This window comes from Flavobacterium ardleyense (genome assembly GCF_042686085.1).
Lineage (GTDB): Bacteria > Bacteroidota > Bacteroidia > Flavobacteriales > Flavobacteriaceae > Flavobacterium > Flavobacterium ardleyense.
Map to the genome: position 1 here is coordinate 1 of NZ_JBHUOL010000006.1, position 24,728 is coordinate 24,728.

A 24,728-nucleotide genomic window follows, 5' to 3' on the forward strand; every position below is an offset into this window, starting at 1 on the left:
CTCAGGAGAACCTTTCTTTAAATTTATTTATCTCAGTATGTTAAGATATTATGTATTGTTAGCTAGCACATGTTAGTTACCCTTGCAAAACCCTTTAAGGTGGTTATTGCGTCGGGGCTCACCTCTTCCCATACCGAACAGAGAAGTTAAGCCCGATTGCGCAGATGGTACTGCATTTATGTGGGAGAGTATGTCGCCGCCTTTCTTTTGAAAAGCCCTATCAGTAATGATAGGGTTTTTTTGTTATATATATACCGCCTAAAAGCGACTAAACAACATAAAAACCACAAAAACCTAGCAGAAAGCGCTGGGTTGTTGTGGTTTTAGGAGTTTGGAGAGCCAAAATCAGTAAGGTTTTAAAGAAAATAAAGGATTCTTCTGGCAAAACACACATTTTATTATAGATTTAAACGAAAAATAATTCAGAAGTAGTACACCTTAGCAATCCAATTACAAGAGTGTATTTATGTTATTATGGTTAAACTTCAAGAATTGGAAATTTATCCGTTTACGATTCACGATTCGTTTATCGTTTCCGAAAGTGAACTACCAATAGTTAAAAAGATAGTTTTAGATAGCTGTATTGCGTTGTTTGGTGTAGCCCCACAATTACATAAAGAAGCATTATTTGAAATTGAAATTGAAGATAAAAATGACGACTATGACGATTTGAGTTTCGGTGCTTTGAGTCTTTTAAGTAATTGTGATTAAAAAGGAAAACCCTAACTGTTTAAGTTAGGATTTCTTTCATAGAAGCAACGAATCATAAAAGTCTACGAAACATCTTTTAGACGCGTAAATTGCATTAAAAAACAAAAGGATAAACTTTGCGTCTATCCTTTTTGTAATGAAGATTTGTTTTTAAATTGATGCTCTTTAATTATCTGATTTTTAAAAATTGCTCATCAACTAATCTGCACCATTACTCATTGATTGATTTAATTTTTGGCTACACTTTATGGGCACTGATTGTAAATCCCTACTATCGTTGTGTGCAAATATCCGCACCATCGGAGTTTTATGAATGGTTGTAGTGCTAAATTTGAACATTGTCTTTCTATTCATTAGGGTGAATCTCACCATTTTTATTTAACTTTATTGTCGATATAACAAGCACAATTAAATGAATAAAAAACAATTTTAAATCTAAATATTTAAACCCTAAAGCAATATACATTAATATTAAAGAAACATTATAAATCCTTAGTTTATAAAAATTCGCATCAAATAATATGTTCTTATAAAAACATTTATATTTATTTTTAAAATAAAATCTATTTAAAAATAATATTCCCCACATAAAAAAAATTAAAAAAACCGTTATTTTATCCATATTTTTTTATTTAATTCACCATTTTTATTTTAATCAAAGGAATTTAATTCTGCGCTATCGTTGTGGTGAGATATCCGCGCCATCGGGTTTTACATTATCAATAACCCTTTTGATATTGGTTTTTAAATACTCGTCAACTTTTACTTGATAATCAAGAACGGGTATTTTTTTCCAGCCATTATATGGTGATTTTGAGATACTATCAGGAACAGGATAGTCAACTAACAACACACTTTTGTTTATATTTTTTGGATTTATAATGCAGAAATATGATTTACCAATATTTCCTTCACTATTTGTAAAGCACCATCCATCGTATTCAGTGTTTTTATAATGAAATTTAAAAAAGAATCCATCATTACCTGTACCATGTGTGTTTTTTACCACTTTACCTATGACAAATATTCCGTTTTTTTCTAGCTTATATTTATTATAATAGGCAACAAATGAAACTAAGCAAACTATTAGAATCAATAATACAATTTGTGTTTTAGTTTTCATTTTTAAACATTTCGTTAATTAAATTTCCAAAATAATTGATCATACCATTTAGCCTTCTATGAAGTTTTGAGAATTATCTTTTTAGTTTATTCGGGTTTAAAGAAAAGATGAACCGTTAGGCTCTTATTTTTTATTATTTAATTACTTTGAAATAATATCTTCTCTTGAAAAACCTGCATTTAATATAGTTGTAGTGTCTGTAATTTTTTCATCAAGATAAATTCTGCTTTTTTCTGGGTTCTTAGATGAATAAATTACTTTATAGAATTCTCCAATTTTTTCTCCTTTTTCATTTCTTGGTGAATCAGAACCAAAAGAATTATTATTCACGTAATAGTGATATCTCAAATAAGCCCGACTACTGGCTCCTTTAAATTTAGTAATTTTACCTACTGTTATTATTCCATATTTTTCGATTTCTTTGTCAAATTTTTCTCCATTATAGAGACTATAGAAAATCCAACTTATTGCAATAAAAATAGCAAAATAATTAAAATGTTTAGTTTTCATAGTTTAGTTATTTTATTTGAAGATTTCCTAACAAAATGTTTTAGTCTAGCGTTAATCTTTCCTTGATAAGATCGAAATTAATCGTTAGTAAGTATTTATTTAGGAAATAGTAGTTAACTTTTAGTTCTATTAATTAGCTAATTATAACGCTATAAAGCTAATTTATAACAATTTTTTATTTTTACTGCTTTCAAAGAAATTAGTTCTTATGAAAACAATTCTTGCGTGAGGGATAGCAGTGGAAATCCTTTATATTTTGTAATCAAAAGCAAAATATAAAGATTGCAACGAAGAGCCCGGCCTGAAAGGACACGCCCAAATAGATCTGATTCTTGATTTCCGATAATCTTAAAGTGAAATTTTAAGTTTTAAAAGCAAGTGTAAAAAAAAAGCACCACTAAGGAGGCATTTTCTATTGAAGGAAGGTAATCATTTTCTTTAAGACTTCTTCATTTCCAAGAATTTTGCGATGTCCAAGACCTTCTGTAATAAGAAGTTCTGAATTTTTTAGATGCTTTTTAATGTGATGTGCAGCTGTAACTGGCACATCCGTGTCTTCTGTATCGTGAATTACTAAAACTGGAATAGTAATGTTTTCGGCGGCTTTGTAAGCGGAATAGTCGTCCATTTTACCACCAAATTTCTTTTCAAAATGACTTTTTAGCAACAGGCCAAATTTGGCATCGACTCCTAATTTTGAAATAAAATCGTCAATAACGTCTTGTATTATATCTCCACTTCCAATGATTACTGCTTTTTTAACCTGAAGGTTTTGCTTTATAGCATTTAATACAGACATGCCTCCTAAGGAGTGTCCCACTATAAATTCAAATGGTCCGTAGATTCTTTCCAATTCCATTATTGAAGCAATGAATTCAGTCATTATTGACATATTTCCTTTTGATTTCCCATGGGCAGGAGCATCAAAACTAATAGTGGCGTAACCGTGTTTGTTAAGCTCTTCCGCTATTTTAAATAACTGGGTTCCTCGGCCAGACCAACCGTGAACTAAAAGCACTTTTTTTGTACCTGCACCGTTTTCGTAAATAACGATTTCTTTATTAATTTCTGGTATCAAGACTGTTTTTTGAATACTTTCTTGATCCATTGCCATTTCGCGCTTTGGCATCTTATGCTTAATAGGTGTTGTAAATAATTTTGATGCAAATTTAGTGGTAAGTGTTGGCGAAACCACTTCTAATATTTTAGCAATCGTTTTAATAAAATTAGGCACTTCCTGAACCTGAAGAGGAGTTTTTTTCTTTTTAGGCATTTCAACAAAATTTCCTGCAAATTACTATTATTCCCGGCGCCAATTTCATTTTTAGCTATAAAAAATCGTTAAATTAATATAAGCTCTATTTTTTTATAAATTAAGTAGTAAATTTGTAGCTTACATAAAAACATATCTCTATGAATTATAAATCAAGAATTTTAGTTGTAGCGCTTTTAGCATTAGTATTGGCTTGTGCTAAAAATCCGTTTACAGGAAAAAGTACGATGGCTTTAGTGCCGAACAGTGAAATATTTCCTTCTGCATTTCAACAATATAGTCAGTTTTTATCTGAGAATAAAGTTGTAAAAGGTACGGCTGATGCTAAACGTATTGAAACAATTGGGATGAAAATCAAAACGGCAGCTGAACGTTGGTTAAACTCAAACGGTCAATCTAAATATTTAGAAGGATATCAGTGGGAATACACATTAGTAGATAGTAAAGAGTTAAACGCTTGGTGTATGCCAGGTGGAAAAATTGTGTTTTATACGGGTATTTTACCGGTTTGTAAAGATGATGCTGGAATTGCAGCCGTTATGGGTCATGAAGTTGCTCACGCGTTAGCAAATCACGGACAACAACGAATGAGTGCGGGTTTATTGCAACAATTAGGTGCTGTTGGTGCTCAAGTTGCTGTAGGAAATAAAAGCGCAGAAACTCAAGCGTTAGTAATGCAAGCTTATGGAATAGGAAGTGAAGTAGGAGGAATGTTACCTTTTAGTAGAGCGCATGAAAGTGAAGCGGATATGATTGGCTTAACACTTATGGCAATTGCGGGTTACGATCCTATCAATGCAGTTAAAGTATGGGAAAGAATGTCAGCACTTTCAAACGGTCAAGCACCAGCTGAGATTTTAAGCACGCACCCTAGTAATGAAACTAGAATTAGAGAAATCACTGCTTTAATTCCAAAAGCAAAAGCAGAAGCTGCTAAATTTGGTGTTACTTTTAAATAAATAAAAATAAATAGTATATTTGAATCCCGACTTAAATCGGGATTTTTTTATGGCAAATTTAGAAAAAGGAAGTTCAAAGCTTTTAAATGCTTGGGCATTTTACGATTGGGCAAATTCAGTTTACGCATTGGTTATTTCTTCAACCATTTTTCCGTTGTATTATGGCGCTTTGTTTAGACAGAAAGAAATTGATGAAATTGTATTGTTTGGTCTTTCAATTCGAAGTGAATCTTTAATAAGTTATGTAACGGCATTAGGTTTTTTAATCATTGCTTTTATATCGCCTTTACTTTCAGGAATTGCCGATTATTTAGGAAATAAGAAATTTTTCCTGAAGTTATTCTGCTACGTTGGAGCTTTATCCTGCATGTCTTTATATTTTTTCTCACTTGATACGGTGGTATTGAGTTTGTTCTCTTATTTATTGGCTTTAATAGGTTTTTGGGGAAGTTTAGTATTCTATAATTCGTATTTACCAGATATCGCTTACAAAGAACAACAAGATGGCATTAGTGCAAAAGGATTTAGTCTAGGTTATATCGGAAGCGTAGTTTTATTGTTAATCTGTTTGGCAATGGTTATGTCGGTAGATGACAGCCAAAAGCTCCAAATGATGCGCTATTCCTTTCTCTTAGTAGGAATATGGTGGATGGGTTTTAGTCAATATACTTATTTCCACTTACCAAATAACAAGAGTAAAAATAAGTTCCATAAAAATATTATTTTTAACGGATTCAAGGAGTTGCGAAAGGTTTGGAAGCAAATTAAAGAGCTAAAGTCATTGCGCCGTTATTTAGGTGCTTTCTTTGTTTACAGCATGGCAGTTCAAACAATTATGATTATTGCTGCATACTTTGGCGAAAAAGAAGTACAATGGGGCGATGATAGCAAACGAACTATCGGCTTAATAGTAAGTATTTTGTTAATTCAATTGATTGCTGTTTTAGGCGCTTGGATAACTTCCTTAGCTTCGGCTAAATTTGGAAATATCAATGTTTTGATCGTTATAAATTTCCTTTGGGTGCTAATTTGCTCCTATGCTTATTTTGTAATTACTCCTCAAGATTTTTATATTACGGCTGCTTTTGTAGGATTAGTAATGGGCGGTATTCAATCATTATCGCGCTCTACATATTCTAAATTTATTCCTGCTGATGCAACGGATACTACTTCATTTTTTAGTTTTTACGATGTTGCCGAGAAAGTTGGAATCGTTATCGGAATGTTGACTTATGGTTACATAGCAGATATTACAGGGAAAATTCAAAATGCAATTCTATTTTTAATATTATTTTTCGTAGTCGGATTACTCCTCTTATTAAGAGTGCCTAAAAAGGAGTAATGATTGGCATACATCTTGACTTATTATTTAAAGAAATACCCTTTATATTTAATTTATGAATTGATTATCAGTTGGATAAGTCAGTTATTCGTAAATTTGAATAGTATAAGATAAAATAATTACTGACAAAAAGACCATATATAACCTATGCCACACCATAAAATACTAGCCCTTGACAATTTGTCACTTCAAGAAATGGATCCAGATGCTGAATTAATTCCATTAATGACGCCGGAAGATGAAGAGGAAATGAACAATGAAGAATTGCCAGAAGATATTGCAATTCTACCTTTACGAAATACCGTTTTATTTCCTGGAGTTGTAATTCCGATTACAGCTGGGAGAGATAAATCGATCAAATTGATTAATGATGCCAATGCCAAAGGAAAAATTATTGGTGTTGTCGCTCAAATCGATGAAAATGAAGAAGATCCTTCACCAAAAGATGTTCATCATATAGGAACTGTAGCTAGAATCATGCGCGTTTTAAAAATGCCAGACGGAAATACCACAGTAATTCTTCAAGGTAAAAAACGTTTTGAAATTGAGTCGTTTACGCAAGAAGAACCTTATCTGAAAGCGAAAATTAAAGCAGTTGCTGAAGAGCGTCCAAAAGAGAAAGATGTTGAATTCAAAGCCATTGTAGAATCGATTAAAGAATTGGCGATCGAAATTATTCGCGAGAGTCCAAACATTCCTACAGAAGCTACTTTTGCTATTAAAAATATCGAAAGTGATCCGTTTTTAATCAATTTTGTTTCTTCTAATATGAACCTTACGGTCGAAGAAAAGCAGCAATTATTATCCATTAAAAACTTAAAAGATAGAGCTTTAGAAACGTTGCGTTATATGAATTTAGAACTTCAGAAATTAGAAGTTCGTAACGATATTCAATCTAAAGTACGTTTTGATTTAGACCAGCAACAACGTGAATATTTCTTACAGCAACAAATGAAAACCATCCAAGAAGAATTGGGAGGCGTTTCGTATGAAGCTGAAATTGAAGAAATGCGTGCAAAAGGTTTGAAGAAAAAATGGAACGAGGAAACGGGCAAACATTTTGAAAAGGAATTGTCAAAATTGCAACGTACTAATCCAAATTCACCAGATTTTGGTATCCAAAGAAACTATATTGACTTGTTCTTAGAACTGCCTTGGAATGAATTTACGAAAGATAAATTTGATTTAAAAAGAGCAGAAAAAATTCTAGACCGCGATCATTATGGCTTGGAAGAAGTGAAGCAGCGTATTATCGAACATTTAGCAGTTTTGAAATTGCGTAACGATATGAAATCGCCAATTCTATGTTTATACGGACCTCCGGGTGTTGGAAAAACATCAATTGGAAAATCAATTGCAGAAGCTTTAGGAAGAGAATATATCAGAATGTCATTAGGAGGTTTGCGTGATGAAGCAGAAATTCGTGGGCATAGAAAAACGTATATTGGTGCCATGCCTGGTCGTATTTTACAAAATATTAAAAAGGCAAAATCATCGAATCCAGTGTTTGTTTTAGACGAAATTGATAAATTATCATCAAGTCATACCGGCGATCCATCTTCAGCTTTATTAGAAGTTTTAGATCCGGAACAAAATAAAGAATTCCATGATAATTTCTTGGAATTGGGTTACGATTTATCAAAAGTGATGTTTATTGCTACTGCAAATAATGTTTCTTCAATTCAACCGGCACTTCGCGATCGTATGGAAATGATCGAAATGACGGGTTATACTATTGAAGAGAAAATTGAAATTGCAAAAACACATTTATTACCAAAACAATTAAAAGAACACGGATTAACCGCTAAACATTTACAAATTGGTAAAAAACAACTCGAAAAAATAGTTGTGGGTTACACACGTGAATCAGGTGTTCGTGGATTGGAAAAGAAAATCGCTCAAGTGGTTCGTCACGCTGCAAAATCTATTGCTATGGACGAGCCTTATAATATAAAAATTACGGACGAAGACATTTTAGCGGTTTTAAAATCGCCAAGAATGGAACGCGATAAATACGAAAGTAATGAGGTTGCAGGAGTTGTAACTGGATTAGCTTGGACTTCGGTTGGGGGTGATATTTTGTTCATTGAATCTTTGGTTTCAAAAGGAAAAGGAACAATGACAATGACTGGTAATTTAGGAACGGTTATGAAAGAATCGGTGACGATTGCTTTGGAATATATCCGTGCAAATGCAGAAGAATTAGGCATAAATCCAGAGGTTTTAAACAATTACAACATTCATGTTCACGTGCCAGAAGGAGCAACTCCAAAAGACGGACCAAGTGCCGGAATTGCGATGCTAACTTCAATGGTTTCATCTTTCACGCAAAAAAGAATTAAGAAACACATTGCCATGACGGGCGAAATTACGCTTCGTGGAAAAGTGTTGCCTGTGGGCGGTATCAAAGAGAAAATCTTGGCAGCCAAACGAGCAAACATTAAAGAAATCATTCTTTGTAAAGAAAATAAACGCGATATTGAAGAGATTAAAGCAAGCTATATTGAAGGATTAACTTTCCATTACGTCAATAGAATGAGTGAAGTTCTAGCGATTGCTATTACGGACGAAGATGTGAAGAATGCAAAGAATTTTGTAATTCCTAAATTATAAGTGCGTTCCCTTTCAGGTCGTGCTTTCCGCTCTATCTTTTAGGGCAGAAAAAGCCCTAAAAGGATGCCGCTACAATCACTAACGCAAAAAGAAATTCCAGTAGTATTTATTGGAATTTCTTTTTTTGTTTACTACTTATTATAATTTTATCTTCGCAGTTGCGTTATCATTAAGCTAACACCATAAAATGCCTAAAAAAAGAATACTATTTTACTTATTACTTATTTCGACTACCGGTTTTAGTCAAATAGGTGGAAAATATGTATATCAATTTTTAAATTTAGCGCAATCACCACGGCAAGCTGCTTTAGGTGGCAAAACCGTTACCGTTGTAGATCATGATGTCAACCAGGCATTCTATAATCCGGCAACAATCAACTCTAAAATGAACAAGCGTTTATCTGCCAGTTATGGTAGTTATTTTGGCGAGGTTTCCTATGGAACTGCAGCTTATGCGTATACTTACGATCAACATTTACAAACCTTTCACGCAGGAATAAGTTATATCAATTACGGTACTTTTGAAGGACGTGATGAATTAGGTGATTTAACGTCTGACTTTACAGGAAGTGAAGCTGCTTTGTCACTTGGTTATGCTTATAATTTACCTAGGACTGATATGTATATTGGCGCCAACGCTAAACTGATTTCTTCCACTTTAGAAAGCTATAATTCCTGGGGAGCCGCAGTAGATTTGGGATTTTTATATGTTGATTACGATAACGATATTAATTATGGACTAACGGTTAGAAATGTTGGTTTCCAAATTACAACTTACGCTGATACGCGCGAAAAATTGCCACTTTCAATAGACGCCGGGATTTCTCAGCTGTTAGAAAATGTGCCTATCAGATGGCATTTAACCTTAGAAAATCTGCAACAATGGGATATAGGTTTTTCAAACCCAAATAGGGCAGAAGGAAATTTAGATGGAGGTGCCACAGAAGAAAAAGTTTCTTTTTTCAACAATGCTTTGCGACACGTAATTATTGGTGCCGAATTATTTCCAGAAAAAGGATTCAACATCCGATTAGGTTATAATTTCAGAAGAGCAGAAGAATTAAGAATTGTAGATCAACGTCACTTTTCAGGTATTTCAGCTGGTTTCGGACTGCGTTTTGGAAAAGTCAAGCTAGATTATTCGTATTCTAGATATACGGTCGCAGCTAATACAAGTTTATTTGGTTTAACGATAGACTTAGAATAGTAGTGAAGTATAGCATTCTTTTTTCAGTTCTTTTATTTGTTTCTTGTAAGGTTGATGAAAAAGATTTGCATAATGCAGCGTGGAAAATTTATGACAAATCTTCGACAGATTTTGGCGACGTAATAAATTTTAATCAAATGAAAGTAAGAAATGACACTATATTTCTTGCTAATGAACCGATTTATGAAATACTGGACTATAAAAGCAGATATTTTATGGACGAATTTATAACTATAAAAAGTATAAAAACACAAAATAGCGCTACATTTATAAAAAAATAATTCGTGGCAAAAGAAATATGAATAAAATTACAATAGCAATAGACGGTTTTTCGTCAACAGGAAAAAGCACTTTAGCTAAACAATTAGCAAAAGAATTGGGTTACGTTTATGTGGATACTGGCGCAATGTATCGTGCAGTTGCCTATTTTGCAAGCCAACATAATTTAGTTTCTGAAACGCATCTAGACAGAGAAAAACTGATTGCACAATTATCAAATATCAATTTACGTTTTCAATTTAATGCCACTTTGGGTTTTGCCGAAATGTATTTGAATAACGAAAATGTTGAAAATCCAATTCGTACAATCGCTGTATCTCGTTTAGTTAGTAAAGTGGCCGAAATTTCGGAAGTTCGTGCTAAATTAGTCGAACAACAACAAGAAATGGGCAAAGGTAAAGGCATCGTAATGGACGGAAGAGATATTGGAACCGTTGTGTTTCCAGATGCCGAACTAAAATTATTTATGACGTCAAGTGCCAATACTAGAGCGCAACGCCGATTTGATGAATTGATTGAAAATGGACAACGTGTCACGTTTGAAGAAGTATTGGAAAACGTGCAACAGCGTGATCATATTGATACAAACAGAGCGGATTCACCTTTAGTGAAAGCTACTGATGCCATTGAAATTGACAATTCAACAATGAGTAAAAAAGAACAATTTGATTTAGTCTTGAAGCTTGCTCAAGATAAATTATAACTATAAACATAAATACTAATCAAATGAAAAAAACTTTTTTTAAACTAACATTAATTTTCGTCGCGCTAATTGGAATTTCGGGTTGCAGCAGCGATGATGAAACGGACCAAACAACCGGGGATATCGTAGGGATTTGGGAAAATGGAGCGGTTTATGGAACTGGAAAGTATAGTGGAGTGAATGCAAGTATAACAGGTGATGCTGAAGGAACTTCTGAATTTAGAGCAGATGGTACTTATACGAGTATAATGACAGGTGGTGCTCTAGTCGTTACTGTCCCTACATTAAATTATACCGAAACTACGCCATTAGAACCATCAACTGAGTCTGGTTTATATACTTATAATACGGCGAATGATGATTTGACTACTGGAGATAAAACTTCTAAAGTGGTTGTTTTAAATGCAAATTTCATGAAAATCAAAACACTAATCAACCAAGATGGTGTAGTAGGTGAGCTTTATACTGAATTTAATAAACGCTAATTTTGGTTTTTTCAAAAAAAATAATCTCCTTATAACTTAGGTTGTAAGGAGATTTTAGAATTAAATCACTTTTCTAATTGATAAGTATTAAAGACATCATAAATAGCAAATCTAGTTTTTATCTTCTTTCTCCTTCTCTTTTTCTAGTTTTCTAAAATAACTTCTAAACAAAAAATTGTGTTTCAAAGCTTCTAAATTTTCGTTTAGTTTGATACTAGATGAATTTAAATTTATCATCGTAGCATCAATTTGTTTTACTAATTGTGGATCATTGGACAAATAATTCAACGCTCCTTTTCCATCTTTTATATTCACGACAGTCTCATTTAAATTCGTAACTACCTTATTAATTTCTCCACTCGATTTTTCTAAATTAGTAATGATTGACTTCATTTTCAAGGCGACCTCTTTATCATTTAAAACGCCAATAACATTATCTTTTTTATTTAATGAGAGAATCATTTTATTTAAATTAGCTACTGATTCGGCAGTGCCGCGCGTGGTCTCTTTTAAATTATGCATAGTTTGTTGTAAGTCGGTAGACATCAAACTATCTTTCAATAATAAACCAACCGTTCCTTTTCCTTGATTGATTTCATTTGTAATCTTCAACAGATCGGCTGTTAAAAGGGCCGCATTTTGATTGGTTTCGTTTAAGGTTTCTAACATCTCATCAGTTCCGGCTTTACTCTTTGATGCTATAAGGTCTCCATTTTCAACAACTGGTGCGTCACCTTTACCAGGAACGATATTGATAACCATATTTCCTACTAAACCATCAGAACTTATAGATGCAATTGCATTTCGTTTTAGATGGGTCATCATTTTATTCTCGATGATCATGGTCACATAAATAATGGTGTCATTTTCCATCTCAATCTTGGTTACCGTTCCAATATCAATTCCGGCATAACGCACATTATTTCCTACTTGCAAACCGCTTACGTTTTCAAAAACTGCTTTTATATTTGAAGTATTTCCAAATATAAATTGTCTGTTCCCAAGCACATAAAGCGCACCTAGAAAAATCATAGTTCCGAGTATTACAAAGACGCCAAGACGTATTTTTTGAGATGTTTCTTGTTCCATATTTTATTTTTCTTTAAAAAAAGCTCTTACTTTAGGATCGGTTGATGCTTCTAATTCTTCAAAACGACCTTCTATATAATTAATTCCGTCAATTAATAAAATCATTCGGTCTGAAATGGCTTTTGCACAATCCACATCGTGTGTAATTATGATGGAAGACGTATTGTATTCTTTTCGGATGGAATTCATTAGTTGTATAATTTCTTTTGATGTTATAGGATCTAATCCAGTTGTAGGTTCATCGTACAGAATGATTTTTGGCTTTAGAATAAGTGTTCGTGCTAAAGCTACTCTGCGTTTCATTCCACCAGAAAGTTCGTTTGGCATTAAATCGATGGCGTGCGCTAATCCTACATTTTCTAAAGCTTCCATGACCAAAGGCGTTGGGTCTTTTAGATGGCCAAACTTCTTAGTATGACGTCGTAGCGGAAATTCTAAATTCTCCCGAACCGACATCGAATCATATAAAGCACTTCCTTGGAATAGAAATCCGATTTCCGTGCGTAATTCATCTAAATCTTCCCGATTCAAATTGTTGATTTCTTTATCCATCACCAAAATAGTACCCGTATCAGGTTTTTCTAAACCAATCACACATTTAATCATCACTGATTTCCCGGAACCTGATTTTCCCATTACAACAACATTTTCACCTTCTTTCAAATCCATAGTAAAACCATTCAGTACTACATTCGTACCAAAGCTTTTATGCAGATTATCTATTGTTATGATGGGTTTAGTGTTTGCCATAGTTAGTAATTATAAAAAGATGTTTGTAATGAAAACCGCGATAAAGTCAATCACAAAAAGAAGTACTGAGGTGTAAACAACTGCTGCATTTGCTGCTTTTCCTACGCCAACAGTTCCTTTTTTACAAGTATATCCTTTGTAGGAACCAATTAATCCAATTGCAAAACCAAAAAAGAATGTTTTTATAGTAGCAGGAACGATATCACTAAATTCTAAGATATTAAAAACTTGATTGAAATACAAAGCAAACGACACATTTCCTTTCACATTTTCAACCAAATAGGATCCGTAAATAGCAATAAAATCGCCAAAAATCACTAGTAAGGGCAACATTAAAGTAGAAGCAAGTACTCTAGTAACCACAAGATATTTAAAAGGATTTGTTCCTGAAACTTCCATAGCATCGATTTGCTCGGTAACTTTCATGGAACCTAATTCGGCACCAATACCTGAACCCACTTTTCCTGCACAAATTAAGGCAACAATTATTGGTCCAATTTCTCTAATGATGGAAACACTAACCATGGATGCCATCCAAGAAACAGCACCAAATTGCTCTAATGTGGGACGAGATTGTAAGGTGAAAACTAATCCAATAATAAAACCAGTAATTCCCACTAAAAAAAACGAGCGATTACCAATATTAAAACACTGACGTAAAAATTCTTTGAATTCGTAAGGTGGTCTCCAAACTTCTTTGAAAAATCTTGCTGTAAAATAAGCGATTTCACCTACTTCAGTTAGAAAATTTCGTGAAGCTTCTTTTATTTTTATCCAATATTTATTCATAAACTATGGATTTTTTCCCTCTCAAATGTAGTGTTTTTAAATGGAATGTAAGAATTTTATTAGAAACAAAAAAAAATCCGATTTGAAAATTTCAAACCGGATTTCTTATTATTTTATTACTTGGTACTTTTATTTTGTATTTCTTACTTTGTACTTCGTACTTCTAATTTCTTACAAATGAATTACTTCACCATAAGCCATCGCAACAGCTTCCATAACCGCTTCACTCATTGTAGGGTGAGGATGAACAGCTTTTAAGATTTCGTGACCTGTAGTTTCTAGTTTACGTGCTACAACTGCTTCAGCAATCATATCTGTAACACCAGCACCAATCATGTGACAACCTAACCATTCGCCATATTTAGCATCAAAAATTACTTTTACAAAACCGTCTGGCGTTCCAGCTGCTTTTGCTTTTCCTGAAGCTGAGAATGGGAATTTACCCACTTTAATTTCAAATCCTTTTTCTATAGCTTGTTTTTCTGTCATACCTACAGAAGCAATTTCTGGAGTAGCGTACGTACAACCTGGGATATTTCCATAGTCTAATGCATCTACATGTAATCCAGCAATTTTCTCTACACATAAAATTCCTTCAGCAGAAGCTACGTGAGCTAAAGCTTGCCCGGGAGTAATATCTCCAATAGCATAATAACCAGGAACGTTAGTTTGGTAAAATGTATTTACTAAAATTTTATCTCTATCTGTAGCAATACCCGTTTCTTCTAAACCGATATTTTCAATGTTTGTCTTGATTCCAACAGCAGAAAGTAAGATATCAGCTTCTAAAACTTCTTCTCCTTTAGCCGTTTTTACAAATGCTTTAACGCCGTTTCCAGTAGTGTCGATTCTTTCTACTGAAGAGTTTGTCATAATTTTGATTCCCGCTTTTTTCATAGAACGCTCCATCTGTTTAGAGATATCTTCGTCTTCTACAGGAACTACATTTGGCATAAATTCAACAACAGTAACATCAGTTCCCATTGAATTATAAAAATGTGCAAATTCAACACCGATAGCTCCCGAACCTACAACAATCATAGATTTTGGTTGTTCTGCTAAAGTCATTGCTTTTCTATATCCTATAACTTTTACACCGTCTTGCGGTAAGTTTGGTAATTCTCTTGAACGTGCTCCCGTTGCAATAATAATATGATCTGCAGTATATTCAGTTACTGTTCCATCAGCAGCTTTTACATCTACTTTTTTTCCAGGTTTTACTTTTCCAAAACCATCAATAACGTCAATTTTATTTTTCTTCATTAGGAATTGAACACCTTTGCTCATTCCATCTGCTACATCTCTTGAACGCTTTACAACTGCTGAGAAATCTTTATCAAAAGAAGAAACAGTTAATCCGTAATCAGCAGCGTGTTTTAGGTAATCAAAAACTTGAGCTGATTTTAAAAGCGCTTTTGTTGGGATACAACCCCAGTTTAAGCAAATTCCACCCAAATTTTCTTTTTCGATAACGGCTACTTTGAAGCCTAATTGTGATGCTCTAATAGCAGTTACATAGCCACCAGGACCGCTTCCTAAAACTATAATATCGTATTTCATTTGTAAACTTTTTTCGGTTTTATTTAATGTGCGAATTTAAGCATTTTTTTCAAATCAAGAGCAAGGTCGGAGAGAATTTCAGTTGCAGGAAAAAATTAGAAAAGTTTAACCACTAAGTCCACTAGGAAATGCACTAAGTTCACAAAAAAAAAACTTTAGTAAGTGTATAATAGTTAATTTTAAAAACTACTAAACTTCAACCGCAAATTGCGAATCGTATAATTTTTTATAATAACCGTTTGGTTTTAATACCAGTTCCGAGTGGGTTCCTGCTTCTACAATTTGGCCTTTATCCATCACGATGATTTTACTAGCGTTAATAATCGTAGCTAATCTGTGAGCAATTACAATAGAAGTTCTTCCTTTAGTAATCGTTTCCGTTGCTTTTTGAATTAATTCTTCCGAATGTGTATCAATAGAAGAAGTAGCTTCGTCTAAGATTAAAATACTTGGATTACTTACATAAGCACGCAAGAAAGCAATCAACTGGCGTTGGCCCGAAGACAACATTACACCGCGTTCCTTCACATTATAATCATAGCCTCCTGGCAAAGTCATAATGAAATCGTGTACTCCAATTTTTTGCGCTGCAGCGATAACATCCTCTCTCGAAATAGCCTCGTTGTGCAACGTAATATTATTTAAAATACTGTCCGAAAACAAAAATACATCTTGTAAAACAATAGCAATTCGCTTACGAAGACTTGAAATTGTGTAGTTTTTAATATTTTGATTATCGATTAAGATTTCACCAGAATCGATTTCGTAAAAACGGTTCAATAAATTGATAATTGTAGATTTTCCTGCTCCAGTACTTCCTACAATTGCTATAGTTTCGCCCGAATCAACGTGTAAATTAATCCCTTTTAATACTTCTTCCTTCTTGATGTAACTGAAACGCACGTCTTTTAAATCGATAATTCCATTGAAATGCGTAGCTTCAATCGTACCATTATCCTGAACATTTTCTTCGGTATCTAAAATTTCAAATACACGATCTGCAGCAACAATTCCCATTTGCATTACATTAAATTTGTCTGCAATTTGACGCAACGGATTGTACAACATCGTAATGTACATATTGAAGGCAATTAACTGTCCAATAGTAGTTTCGGTATCACCATTTATAATCCAAAGCGCTCCAAAATAAACCACTAATCCAATACTAATATTCGAAATAATATCAGCGATAGGGAAAAAGATGGAGTTGTATAAAATATTTTTCAACCAAGCTTTGTTGTGCTTTTCATTGATTACTTCGAACTTCTCTAATTCGATTTTTTCTCTGTTGAAAAGTTGTACGATTTTCATTCCTGTTAATCGTTCCTGAATAAAGGTATTTAAATTGGAAACTTCATTTCTAACTTCTTTAAAAGCAACTTTCATTTTTCGATTGAAAATTCGTGTTGCAATCAAGATAATTGGCATAATCGAAAGAACGACTGCTGTGATTTTCCAGTTTACGACTAGCATAAACACAATTACGATAATCATTTTCAGCAAATCACTAACAATCATAAATAACCCTTGACTGAAAATACTTGCAATCGATTCGATATCTGAAACGGCACGAGTTACTAATTTTCCAACAGGTTCCACATCAAAATACTTCATTTTGAACGAATTGATGTGTTTGTATAATTTATCACGAAGATCTTTAATAATGTCCTGGCCTAACCAATTGGCTAAATAAGTGAAGAAAAATTGCGCCATAGCTTCCAGCACAAGTGCAATAAACATTATTATAACTAATATTTGAAGATTAGAAGAATTATCGTTTCCTGAAAAGAAATACTGCATAAAACTTTCAAAATATGCCTGAATTATGTTCGTTTCTTTTTTCGATTCAACTAAATAGTTATCAATGGTGAAATTCAACAAAAACGGTCTTATAGCAGTAATAATTGCTAAAAATATGGCCCAAAACGCGACAAAGTATAATTTACCTTTGTAGGGTTTCGCATAAGCTAACAATTTATTGAATGAAGATTTTGTTGTTTTACTCATTATTTATTTTCTCTTTCTTTTATATAAGGATAAGTTACGTTTACTAAATATAAACCTTGTGCCGGGACTGAAAAACCAGCATTTCCTCTGTTTTTACTTGCAATTATTTTATGCATATCGGCTACTTCAATTTTTCCTAGACCAATATTTACCATTGTTCCTACTATGCTTCGAACCATATTGCGTAAAAAACGATCGGCTTTGATGGTAAAGATAAGTTGATTTTCGGTTTGTTCCCAATATGCTTCCGAAATGTCGCAATTAAAGGTGTTCACATCGGTATGAACTTTCGAAAAGCACTCAAAATCGGTATAATCAAATAAAATCTGACAAGCTTCATTCATTTTTTCCATATCCAATTTGTGCGAATACATCCAACTTCCTTCGGTAAGGAAAGGATTTTTATACGAATGGATATAATATTTGTAAGTTCGTGAAGTCGCGTCAAAACGAGCGTGAGCTTCATCGGAAACTTGAAAAACTCTATAAATTACTATAGAAGGAGGTAAGTACGAATTTAATTTACTAGTCCAATATTTCGATTCTAATTCCTGATCAGTTTCAAAATGGGCATAAATTTGTTTCGCATGCACGCCAGAATCGGTTCTTCCGGCACCAACAATTGCTATTTTTTCTCTTAATAAGGTAGAAAGTGCTTGCTCCATTGTTTCTTGCACTGAGGAAACATTGGGCTGACATTGAAAACCGTGAAAGTTTTTTCCGTTATATGCAAATTCTATGAAATATCTCAAGCTAAAAAGGTATGATGTAAAGTGTATATTGTAAAATGTGAATGCAAATTTACAAAATTCAAAGGCAATTGCAATTTCAAAATTTAATAATAAAAACCTAAATTTGCAGTATGAAGAAAATCCTCCTGTTATCCGATACCCACAGCCATATTGACGATGTTATTTTGAAATATGTTGAGCAAGCCGATGAAGTTTGGCACGCTGGAGATATCGGCAATTTAAAAGTTACTGATACGATTAAGAATTTAAAACCGCTTCGAGGCGTATATGGCAATATTGATGACGATAAAGCAAGAATGGAATTCCCGTTGAACAATCGGTTTTTTTGTGAAGGAGTTGATGTTTGGATTACGCATATTGGCGGTTACCCCGATAAATATAATCAGGATGTTCGTGCTGAAATCAACAAGAATCCTCCGAAATTATTCATTTGCGGTCATTCGCACATTCTAAAAGTACAATTTGACAAGAAGTTGAATTTATTACATATGAATCCTGGTGCTTGTGGAAAATACGGTTTTCACCAAGTCAGAACCATGTTGCGCTTTGAAATAGATGGCGACAAAATTCAAAGTTTAGAAGTGATTGAAATAGGGAAGAAGTAGTTTTAGTGATCAGTTTACATTTTTATAAAACAAAAAAATCCGAAACTTTCGCTTCGGATTTTTTCTTCGCACTAATAAACTAAGATGATAGGTTTATCGCAACCGATCTACAGATTTTACGAGATCTTCGTCCTTTTTTATTGCCTTGTTTGCCAAGACTAATAAAACGATAGAAATTGCAGGAAGAAACATCCCAATACCCTTCTCAGAAACCAAAGCTTCTCCGGATAGATTTAGAGACCAATACACAAAAAATCCTAGTAAAATAAAGTTAAATATCATATTCAATCTGTTTAAAACAAATTGGTGTTGTCTTTTTTTGAAATTTATTATACTATAAATAGCCAAAACAGTAGATAATACAAACAGACTAATATATATAATTGATGAAGTAAAAAACACTTCATTTTTTTGATTATCAGTCCATAAAGGAAAAACAAATGGTAAACCACCAGTTACAATTGCACTGATTAACATATATACCGTTTGAATTCTTTGAAACATATTTAATTGTTTTGTTGAGCAAAAATAGTACTTCTTTTTTATTTAAACTATTGTTATTTTGAAATTTCTTCGTACTATTGCATTGGATAAGGCGTAAGTACTTCATTTTACGATACCTTAGACAGCAAAAAATAACCTATCATTTTTTGTTTTAACAAATTCAATAATTTTATTCTACATTATATCTATGTTTGATATTGAAGTATTAAAGGAGATGAAACTCTCTGATCTGCAAGAGATTGCAAAAACAGCTAAAATCAATAAATACCGATCTTTGAAAAAAGACGACTTAGTGTACCAGATTTTAGACTTACAAGCAGCGAAACCTGAAGTGATCAAATCTGATTTAACTCCAGACACAACTGACGACCAACCCAAAGAAAAAAGAGCCCGAATTTTACCGAAAAAAGATTTAAGTAAATCGCCTCAAATAAAAAAAGACTTATTTTCGAAGCCTTTGAAAGATTTACCTGAAGAAGTTGAAGTTACAACTCCAGAAGCTAAAGAAGAAATCGAAGAAGAAGTTAAAGCAGAAGAAGTTAAAGAGATCGTTGCTAAACCAAGTCCTAAAGCTCCGGCTAAAGAAATAAAAGCAAAGAAACCTTTACCGAAGAAAGTTGCAATTACGGAAGCTTCAACATCCGAAACTCCAGTAGTAGTGTCTTTAGAAACAGCGGAAGCTGCTCAAAACGATAAGAATTTGTCTAAGAATCCAAATCATAAGGCAAATCAAAATAATCCAAATCATCCTGATTACAAGAAAAGTTCTAGTACTGAAGGAACTGTTGGAATCCCAACAAATACTGCAACTGTAGCACCCACACCAAAAGCGCCTCATCAAAGTAAAAAGCCAAATTTCAGAGAACCTGATTTTGAGTTCGATGGGATTATTGAAAGCGAAGGTGTTTTAGAAATGATGCCTGATGGATACGGATTTCTTCGTTCGTCAGATTATAACTATTTAGCTTCGCCTGATGATATTTATTTATCTACCTCTCAAATTCGTTTATTCGGATTAAAAACAGGAGATACTGTAAAAGGTGTAGTTCGCCCTCCAAAAGAAGGTGAAAAATATTTTCCACTAGTAAAAGTTTTGAAAATTAATGGTCACGATCCACAAGTAGTTCGTGATAGAGTTTCATTTGAACACTTAACACCAGTTTTCCCAACAGAAAAATTCAATTTGGCTGAACGTGGTAGTACGATTTCAACTCGTATTATCGACTTGTTTTCACCAATTGGAAAAGGACAACGTGGAATGATTGTTGCCCAACCAAAAACTGGTAAAACAATGCTTTTGAAAGATGTTGCTAATGCAATTGCAGCTAACCATCCAGAAGTTTATTTAATTGTTTTGCTAATAGACGAAAGACCGGAAGAGGTAACTGACATGCAACGTAGTGTGCGGGGTGAAGTTATTGCTTCTACTTTTGACAGAGAACCACAAGAACACGTAAAGATTGCTAATATCGTTTTAGAAAAAGCAAAACGTTTGGTAGAATGTGGACATGATGTTGTTATTCTTTTAGATTCAATTACACGTTTAGCAAGAGCTTACAATACAGTTCAACCTGCATCTGGAAAGATCTTAAGTGGTGGAGTTGATGCTAATGCTTTACAAAAACCGAAACGTTTCTTTGGAGCTGCTCGTAATGTTGAAAATGGTGGTTCATTAAGTATCATCGCAACAGCGTTAACGGAGACAGGATCTAAAATGGACGAGGTTATTTTTGAAGAATTCAAAGGAACAGGTAATATGGAATTACAGTTAGATAGAAGAATTGCTAACAAACGTATTTTCCCTGCTATCGACTTAGTTTCTTCAAGTACACGTCGTGATGACTTATTATTAGACGAAAATACAATTCATAGAATGTGGATTATGCGTAAGTATCTTGCTGATATGAACCCTGTAGAGGCAATGGATTTTATACACGATCGCTTCAAGAAAACTCGAAACAACGAAGAATTTCTAATTTCGATGAATCAATAAAACTTAAACTCCGATGTCAATCGGAGTTTTTTTTGGGTCATAAAGTAACAAAGTGTGTATAACTTACACACTTCTCTTTTTTCGAAATAATTTAAACTGCTCATATCTAGGAGATTGTTTAATTGGCACAAGGCTTGCCTACTTCTAATTAATTATTCGCACTATTAATTAGAAAAATCAGCCCCATGAATTCAGAAAACATAAAATCAGATCAAAAGAAAACATTTAAAAGACAGAATCAGTTGTTTAGTTTTATTCTGCCAATTAACGGCGATGTTGCAAATGGTGTTTTTACCAATTTGTCTCAGAACGTAGTTAACTTCGGTGGTTTCTTAAAACAAGAATATGTGTCATTCAAAGCTAACCCAAAAGGTAAATTAGTTATGTTCAGCACACTTTTATTATTGTTTGGCGCTGCTTTTTTAATGTTTTATTTACAACCAAATTTTGAATCGTTTAATACAGATCGATTGGCGACAGGTTTTGGAAAATCCTTTTTTATAGTAACAATGACATTGTTAGCTTTTAAGGTTTCCTTATTTCTTTACAGTGTGTATTTGTATATTAAATATAAACCTATCGAATCGGTTTCAGATGAATTACTACCAATTTGTACCGTAATTGTTCCTGCATATAATGAAGGTGAATTAGTTTGGCATACTTTAAAAAGTTTGGCAGATAGTGATTATCCAAAAGAAAAATTACAGATTTTAGCTATTGACGATGGAAGTAAAGATGATACGTGGGAATGGATTCTTAAAGCAAAAGATGTTTTAGGAGATCGTTTAAGTATTTTCAAGCAACCTAAAAACATGGGTAAAAGACATGCTTTGTACAGAGGTTTTAATGTAGGGACTGGTGATATATTTGTAACGGTAGATAGTGATTCTATTGTTAAGCCAGATACACTTAGAAATCTTGTTAGTCCTTTTGTTCATAATGAAGATTGTGGTGCTGTTGCAGGAAATGTTCAAGTTTTGAATAATGAAAAAGCATTAATTCCTAAAATGTTGAACGTGAGTTTTGTTTTCAGTTTCGAATTTGTAAGATCAGCTGAAAGTGCATTAGGATCAGTTTTATGTACTCCAGGAGCACTTGCAGCTTATAGAAGAGATGCAGTGTTTAATTGTTTACCAGAATGGATTAATCAAACTTTTATGGGTAAAGCTTCTGATATTGGAGAAGATAGAGCTATGACCAACATGATATTACAGCAAGGTTTCAAAGTATTGTTTCAGAGAAATGCTTATGTTTTAACGAACGTACCTGAAACCTATACAGGATTATATAAAATGTTTATTAGATGGGGAAGAAGTAATGTAAGAGAGAATTTAAACATGACTAATTACATTTTTAAAAATTTCAGAAAAGGATCAAAATTTGGAACACGACTATTGTTTTTAGATCAGTCTATTAAATTAGTTATGGCTTATCCTGCAGTTCTATTTATGATTTACTTTATAGTTGCTCAACCCTTATTATTTATAACGGCATCACTTTTTAGTATTTTAGTGCTTTCTAGTATTCAAGTTTTATTCTACGCAAAAAGATATTCACTGTCTGAATCATTTTGGGCATATTCATATAGTTTGCTTTATGCTTTTGGTTTGTTCTGGATAACACCTTATGCTATTATCACAGCAAGTAAAAGCGGTTGGCTAACAAGAGAATTAACTAATTAATTTTAGTTTTAGATAAGTTTGTTAAGTTTATTTATTGCGACTCTAGCTTTGGCTGGAGTTGCTTTGTTTTATGACATATCGAGGGTTAAGTAGAGTAATAAAGATGAAAACCTGAGCGATACTATTATTTTGCAATTCTATACCAAGGTAGGTTTTTATAATTTACTTTGTTATTTAGTACTTAATCAGAAAGAGTAGTTACAACATTGAATAATTACTAAAAATAGGAGCAAAAAAAAATCTCAATTTCTTGAGATTTTATATTACTTTTTATCTTTACCTGAGTTGAATTTGAAGCGTTCTACAGGGTTTTCTGGTTTTGCATTCTTTCCTGATGGTTTTCCTTTTCCGAATGGTTTTTTCGCTTCTCCCGTTTTAGGTTTAAAAGGTTTTTTTGCAGCATCCTTATTATATACCTTTTTCTCTTTGCCTGAATCATCTTTATTACTATCTGATAAAGGAATTTTACTGGCTTTAATAGCATTCAAAACTTCCATCGGTTGTTTTGGGTCTTCTTTAGTACCACGAAGGTGAATTACCAATCCATTTAAAAAGTTACGCAACAATTGATCACCACATTCTATAAAATTTGGGTGGTCTTCATTGCGAAACACATTGCCTAATTCTCCTTTAGAAACTCTAAAATCTACTAATTCTAGGATTTCAATGATTTGCTCGTCACGCAATTGCAATGCTACGCGTAATTTTTTAAAAATATCGTTGTTATTCATTTTATGTAGTTCAATTATAATATTCACTTTCGTTATAACTGGACAAAGATACACTTTTGCTATTTCTCTAACTCATATTTTTTTCATTATGTTTCAATCAGTCCTTCAATTTATTATTTTAAATTCATAGATTGGAGAGAGATTCTAATACAGTCTTACTCTTATTTTATTTATACTTAATTATAAATGTTGATAAATAATAGAAGGTAAATGCGGATAAATCCCTTTAGATCTTTATATTTGATATAGCACAAAATAAAAAAAGCATTTTGATGGAGAATTACGAAGAAAGAAAAAGTTTATTACAAGAAATGATATCGTTCGCTTTAGTAGATGGTCAGCTTCATGATAGAGAATATGATTTCTTAGAACTTATTGCAAATCAACTAGAAATCGACAAGCCAACTTTTTTAGAATTATTTAAGAACCCCAGCGAAGTAAAAGTTATTAAAGACGAATTCAACAGAATATGTCAGTTTTATCGTTTGGCATTATTAATGCATTCTGACGGTGTTTTACACGAAAGAGAATTAATCAAAATAAACGAAATTGGTATTAATATGGGATTGAATCCTTATTCTACCAAACGTGTATTACAATTAATGGAAAAATCTCCAAATCAGATGATTGATGGGGCCGTTTTGCTTTCTGTTTTTGCAGAACAGTACAATTAGCTAACCTTACTCTTGTACTTGTTGGTCATTTTTATTAAATTAAAAACTGATCCAATTATGTTGTACAAAGATTATACAAAATCAATATTTTATATAACTTACGATCAAGCTATCGTAAGTTTTTTTTTGTTTTACATTTCACCTGTAGGTTCTAATTTGCAAATTAATTTAAAATCTATTACACCTTCGTTACTGTTGATTTTATTTAATCATCAAAAAAAATAGAATTCGGATGCATTTATTAATACTCGTTCTTACTTTCAGTATAATGCATGTTTTCTAGGTGGGACAATCGACTATGATGTAAGTATTCAATAAGGTATATGTATACTTGTGAATTATCTTCAAGTTATTATTATCGTTTGTTTTATGTTTTAATAATGTAAT

At 32.9% G+C, this 24,728-nt stretch carries 22 protein-coding genes and 1 rRNA gene; 12 read left to right on the forward strand and 11 right to left on the reverse strand.

The features are described 5' to 3' along the window. The first annotated feature begins 95 nt into the window (after window positions 1–95). Both rrf and ACFSX9_RS01655 read left to right on the forward strand, forming a co-directional pair. Window positions 96–205: ribosomal RNA gene (gene rrf / locus ACFSX9_RS01650) — 5S ribosomal RNA — on the forward strand. Window positions 206–474: 269 nt separating this feature from the next. Further along, window positions 475–711, forward strand: coding sequence for a hypothetical protein (locus ACFSX9_RS01655; RefSeq protein ID WP_379803573.1), 237 nt, complete (start codon window positions 475–477; stop codon window positions 709–711). A gap of 676 nt (window positions 712–1,387) precedes the next feature. Here the strand turns inward: ACFSX9_RS01655 and ACFSX9_RS01660 are convergent. From ACFSX9_RS01660 to ACFSX9_RS01670, 3 genes are all read right to left on the reverse strand, one after another. Then, window positions 1,388–1,834, reverse strand: a complete 447-nt coding sequence (locus ACFSX9_RS01660; protein ID WP_379803575.1) for a hypothetical protein — start codon at window positions 1,832–1,834, stop codon at window positions 1,388–1,390. Between the two features lie 141 nt (window positions 1,835–1,975). Next, a complete protein-coding gene (locus tag ACFSX9_RS01665) occupies window positions 1,976–2,344 on the reverse strand; it encodes a hypothetical protein (RefSeq protein ID WP_379803578.1) in 369 nt (122 codons plus the stop codon). A 412-nt stretch (window positions 2,345–2,756) separates the two neighbouring features. Then, a complete protein-coding gene (locus tag ACFSX9_RS01670; RefSeq protein ID WP_379803580.1) occupies window positions 2,757–3,617 on the reverse strand; it encodes an alpha/beta hydrolase in 861 nt (286 codons plus the stop codon). 140 nt (window positions 3,618–3,757) lie between these two features. Between ACFSX9_RS01670 and ACFSX9_RS01675 the strand changes: the two genes are divergently transcribed. From ACFSX9_RS01675 to ACFSX9_RS01700, 6 genes are all read left to right on the forward strand, one after another. Then, on the forward strand, window positions 3,758–4,576 hold the full coding sequence (locus ACFSX9_RS01675) for a M48 family metallopeptidase (protein ID WP_379803582.1): 819 nt from the start codon (window positions 3,758–3,760) through the stop codon (window positions 4,574–4,576). Window positions 4,577–4,625: 49 nt separating this feature from the next. Beyond that, on the forward strand, window positions 4,626–5,918 hold the full coding sequence (locus tag ACFSX9_RS01680) for an MFS transporter (RefSeq protein ID WP_379803584.1): 1,293 nt from the start codon (window positions 4,626–4,628) through the stop codon (window positions 5,916–5,918). Between the two features lie 147 nt (window positions 5,919–6,065). Further along, window positions 6,066–8,531 carry an endopeptidase La gene (gene lon, locus ACFSX9_RS01685; RefSeq protein ID WP_379803587.1) on the forward strand — a complete coding sequence of 822 codons (2,466 nt, stop codon included), beginning with the start codon at window positions 6,066–6,068 and terminating at the stop codon, window positions 8,529–8,531. Between the two features lie 187 nt (window positions 8,532–8,718). Then, window positions 8,719–9,738: a type IX secretion system protein PorQ gene (gene porQ / locus ACFSX9_RS01690; RefSeq protein ID WP_379803589.1), complete on the forward strand. Its 1,020-nt coding sequence runs from the start codon at window positions 8,719–8,721 to the stop codon at window positions 9,736–9,738. A 298-nt stretch (window positions 9,739–10,036) separates the two neighbouring features. Beyond that, a complete protein-coding gene (cmk, locus tag ACFSX9_RS01695; RefSeq protein WP_379803591.1) occupies window positions 10,037–10,720 on the forward strand; it encodes a (d)CMP kinase in 684 nt (227 codons plus the stop codon). Window positions 10,721–10,743: 23 nt separating this feature from the next. Next, the gene (locus ACFSX9_RS01700) at window positions 10,744–11,205 is read left to right on the forward strand and encodes a hypothetical protein (protein WP_379803593.1); all 462 of its coding nucleotides are present in this window, start codon (window positions 10,744–10,746) and stop codon (window positions 11,203–11,205) included. 111 nt (window positions 11,206–11,316) lie between these two features. Here ACFSX9_RS01700 and ACFSX9_RS01705 read toward each other — a convergent pair whose 3' ends face one another. From ACFSX9_RS01705 to truA, 6 genes are all read right to left on the reverse strand, one after another. Beyond that, the gene (locus ACFSX9_RS01705) at window positions 11,317–12,294 is read right to left on the reverse strand and encodes an MlaD family protein (RefSeq protein ID WP_379803595.1); all 978 of its coding nucleotides are present in this window, start codon (window positions 12,292–12,294) and stop codon (window positions 11,317–11,319) included. Between the two features lie 3 nt (window positions 12,295–12,297). Next, the gene (locus ACFSX9_RS01710) at window positions 12,298–13,044 is read right to left on the reverse strand and encodes an ABC transporter ATP-binding protein (RefSeq protein WP_379803597.1); all 747 of its coding nucleotides are present in this window, start codon (window positions 13,042–13,044) and stop codon (window positions 12,298–12,300) included. A 9-nt stretch (window positions 13,045–13,053) separates the two neighbouring features. After that, window positions 13,054–13,833 carry an MlaE family ABC transporter permease gene (locus ACFSX9_RS01715; RefSeq protein WP_379803600.1) on the reverse strand — a complete coding sequence of 260 codons (780 nt, stop codon included), beginning with the start codon at window positions 13,831–13,833 and terminating at the stop codon, window positions 13,054–13,056. A gap of 171 nt (window positions 13,834–14,004) precedes the next feature. Then, entirely contained in the window at window positions 14,005–15,393 is a 1,389-nt protein-coding gene (gene lpdA / locus ACFSX9_RS01720) for a dihydrolipoyl dehydrogenase (RefSeq protein WP_379803602.1), read from the reverse strand. A 189-nt stretch (window positions 15,394–15,582) separates the two neighbouring features. Next, window positions 15,583–17,400 (reverse strand): ABC transporter ATP-binding protein, encoded by a 1,818-nt coding sequence (locus ACFSX9_RS01725; RefSeq protein WP_379803604.1) that lies wholly within the window; start codon window positions 17,398–17,400, stop codon window positions 15,583–15,585. After that, window positions 17,400–18,152, reverse strand: a complete 753-nt coding sequence (gene truA, locus ACFSX9_RS01730) for a tRNA pseudouridine(38-40) synthase TruA (protein ID WP_379803607.1) — start codon at window positions 18,150–18,152, stop codon at window positions 17,400–17,402. Before truA ends, ACFSX9_RS01725 begins: the two co-directional genes overlap by 1 nt. 110 nt (window positions 18,153–18,262) lie before the next feature. Here truA and ACFSX9_RS01735 point away from each other — a divergent pair, with 110 nt between their 5' ends. Then, entirely contained in the window at window positions 18,263–18,757 is a 495-nt protein-coding gene (locus ACFSX9_RS01735; protein WP_379803610.1) for a metallophosphoesterase family protein, read from the forward strand. Between the two features lie 93 nt (window positions 18,758–18,850). Here ACFSX9_RS01735 and ACFSX9_RS01740 read toward each other — a convergent pair whose 3' ends face one another. Further along, window positions 18,851–19,261 (reverse strand): DUF4293 domain-containing protein, encoded by a 411-nt coding sequence (locus ACFSX9_RS01740; RefSeq protein ID WP_379803612.1) that lies wholly within the window; start codon window positions 19,259–19,261, stop codon window positions 18,851–18,853. A gap of 187 nt (window positions 19,262–19,448) precedes the next feature. Here ACFSX9_RS01740 and rho point away from each other — a divergent pair, with 187 nt between their 5' ends. Further along, a complete protein-coding gene (gene rho, locus ACFSX9_RS01745; RefSeq protein WP_379803615.1) occupies window positions 19,449–21,254 on the forward strand; it encodes a transcription termination factor Rho in 1,806 nt (601 codons plus the stop codon). A gap of 185 nt (window positions 21,255–21,439) precedes the next feature. After that, a complete protein-coding gene (locus ACFSX9_RS01750) occupies window positions 21,440–22,936 on the forward strand; it encodes a glycosyltransferase (protein WP_379803617.1) in 1,497 nt (498 codons plus the stop codon). 263 nt (window positions 22,937–23,199) lie between these two features. Here ACFSX9_RS01750 and ACFSX9_RS01755 read toward each other — a convergent pair whose 3' ends face one another. Continuing rightward, window positions 23,200–23,667: a DUF1456 family protein gene (locus tag ACFSX9_RS01755; protein ID WP_379803620.1), complete on the reverse strand. Its 468-nt coding sequence runs from the start codon at window positions 23,665–23,667 to the stop codon at window positions 23,200–23,202. A 272-nt stretch (window positions 23,668–23,939) separates the two neighbouring features. On the opposite strand from ACFSX9_RS01755, the gene ACFSX9_RS01760 reads away from it, so the two are divergent. Next, the gene (locus ACFSX9_RS01760) at window positions 23,940–24,341 is read left to right on the forward strand and encodes a TerB family tellurite resistance protein (RefSeq protein WP_379803622.1); all 402 of its coding nucleotides are present in this window, start codon (window positions 23,940–23,942) and stop codon (window positions 24,339–24,341) included. Window positions 24,342–24,728 lie beyond the last annotated feature (387 nt).

What these genes read in the sequence shown, in the direction of transcription:
- ACFSX9_RS01665 (WP_379803578.1), bottom strand. Translation starts at nt 2,344, where the DNA reads ATGAAAACTAAACATTTTAATTATTTTGCTATTTTTATTGCAATAAGT.
- ACFSX9_RS01670 (WP_379803580.1), bottom strand. Translation starts at nt 3,617, where the DNA reads ATGCCTAAAAAGAAAAAAACTCCTCTTCAGGTTCAGGAAGTGCCTAAT.
- ACFSX9_RS01705 (WP_379803595.1), bottom strand. Translation starts at nt 12,294, where the DNA reads ATGGAACAAGAAACATCTCAAAAAATACGTCTTGGCGTCTTTGTAATA.
- ACFSX9_RS01675 (WP_379803582.1), top strand. Translation starts at nt 3,758, where the DNA reads ATGAATTATAAATCAAGAATTTTAGTTGTAGCGCTTTTAGCATTAGTA.
- ACFSX9_RS01735 (WP_379803610.1), top strand. Translation starts at nt 18,263, where the DNA reads ATGAAGAAAATCCTCCTGTTATCCGATACCCACAGCCATATTGACGAT.
- lpdA (WP_379803602.1), bottom strand. Translation starts at nt 15,393, where the DNA reads ATGAAATACGATATTATAGTTTTAGGAAGCGGTCCTGGTGGCTATGTA.
- ACFSX9_RS01680 (WP_379803584.1), top strand. Translation starts at nt 4,626, where the DNA reads ATGGCAAATTTAGAAAAAGGAAGTTCAAAGCTTTTAAATGCTTGGGCA.
- ACFSX9_RS01655 (WP_379803573.1), top strand. Translation starts at nt 475, where the DNA reads ATGGTTAAACTTCAAGAATTGGAAATTTATCCGTTTACGATTCACGAT.
- ACFSX9_RS01660 (WP_379803575.1), bottom strand. Translation starts at nt 1,834, where the DNA reads ATGAAAACTAAAACACAAATTGTATTATTGATTCTAATAGTTTGCTTA.
- ACFSX9_RS01760 (WP_379803622.1), top strand. Translation starts at nt 23,940, where the DNA reads ATGGAGAATTACGAAGAAAGAAAAAGTTTATTACAAGAAATGATATCG.
- cmk (WP_379803591.1), top strand. Translation starts at nt 10,037, where the DNA reads ATGAATAAAATTACAATAGCAATAGACGGTTTTTCGTCAACAGGAAAA.
- porQ (WP_379803589.1), top strand. Translation starts at nt 8,719, where the DNA reads ATGCCTAAAAAAAGAATACTATTTTACTTATTACTTATTTCGACTACC.
- ACFSX9_RS01710 (WP_379803597.1), bottom strand. Translation starts at nt 13,044, where the DNA reads ATGGCAAACACTAAACCCATCATAACAATAGATAATCTGCATAAAAGC.
- ACFSX9_RS01725 (WP_379803604.1), bottom strand. Translation starts at nt 17,400, where the DNA reads ATGAGTAAAACAACAAAATCTTCATTCAATAAATTGTTAGCTTATGCG.
- ACFSX9_RS01750 (WP_379803617.1), top strand. Translation starts at nt 21,440, where the DNA reads ATGAATTCAGAAAACATAAAATCAGATCAAAAGAAAACATTTAAAAGA.
- ACFSX9_RS01755 (WP_379803620.1), bottom strand. Translation starts at nt 23,667, where the DNA reads ATGAATAACAACGATATTTTTAAAAAATTACGCGTAGCATTGCAATTG.
- ACFSX9_RS01715 (WP_379803600.1), bottom strand. Translation starts at nt 13,833, where the DNA reads ATGAATAAATATTGGATAAAAATAAAAGAAGCTTCACGAAATTTTCTA.
- rho (WP_379803615.1), top strand. Translation starts at nt 19,449, where the DNA reads ATGTTTGATATTGAAGTATTAAAGGAGATGAAACTCTCTGATCTGCAA.
- ACFSX9_RS01700 (WP_379803593.1), top strand. Translation starts at nt 10,744, where the DNA reads ATGAAAAAAACTTTTTTTAAACTAACATTAATTTTCGTCGCGCTAATT.
- ACFSX9_RS01740 (WP_379803612.1), bottom strand. Translation starts at nt 19,261, where the DNA reads ATGTTTCAAAGAATTCAAACGGTATATATGTTAATCAGTGCAATTGTA.
- lon (WP_379803587.1), top strand. Translation starts at nt 6,066, where the DNA reads ATGCCACACCATAAAATACTAGCCCTTGACAATTTGTCACTTCAAGAA.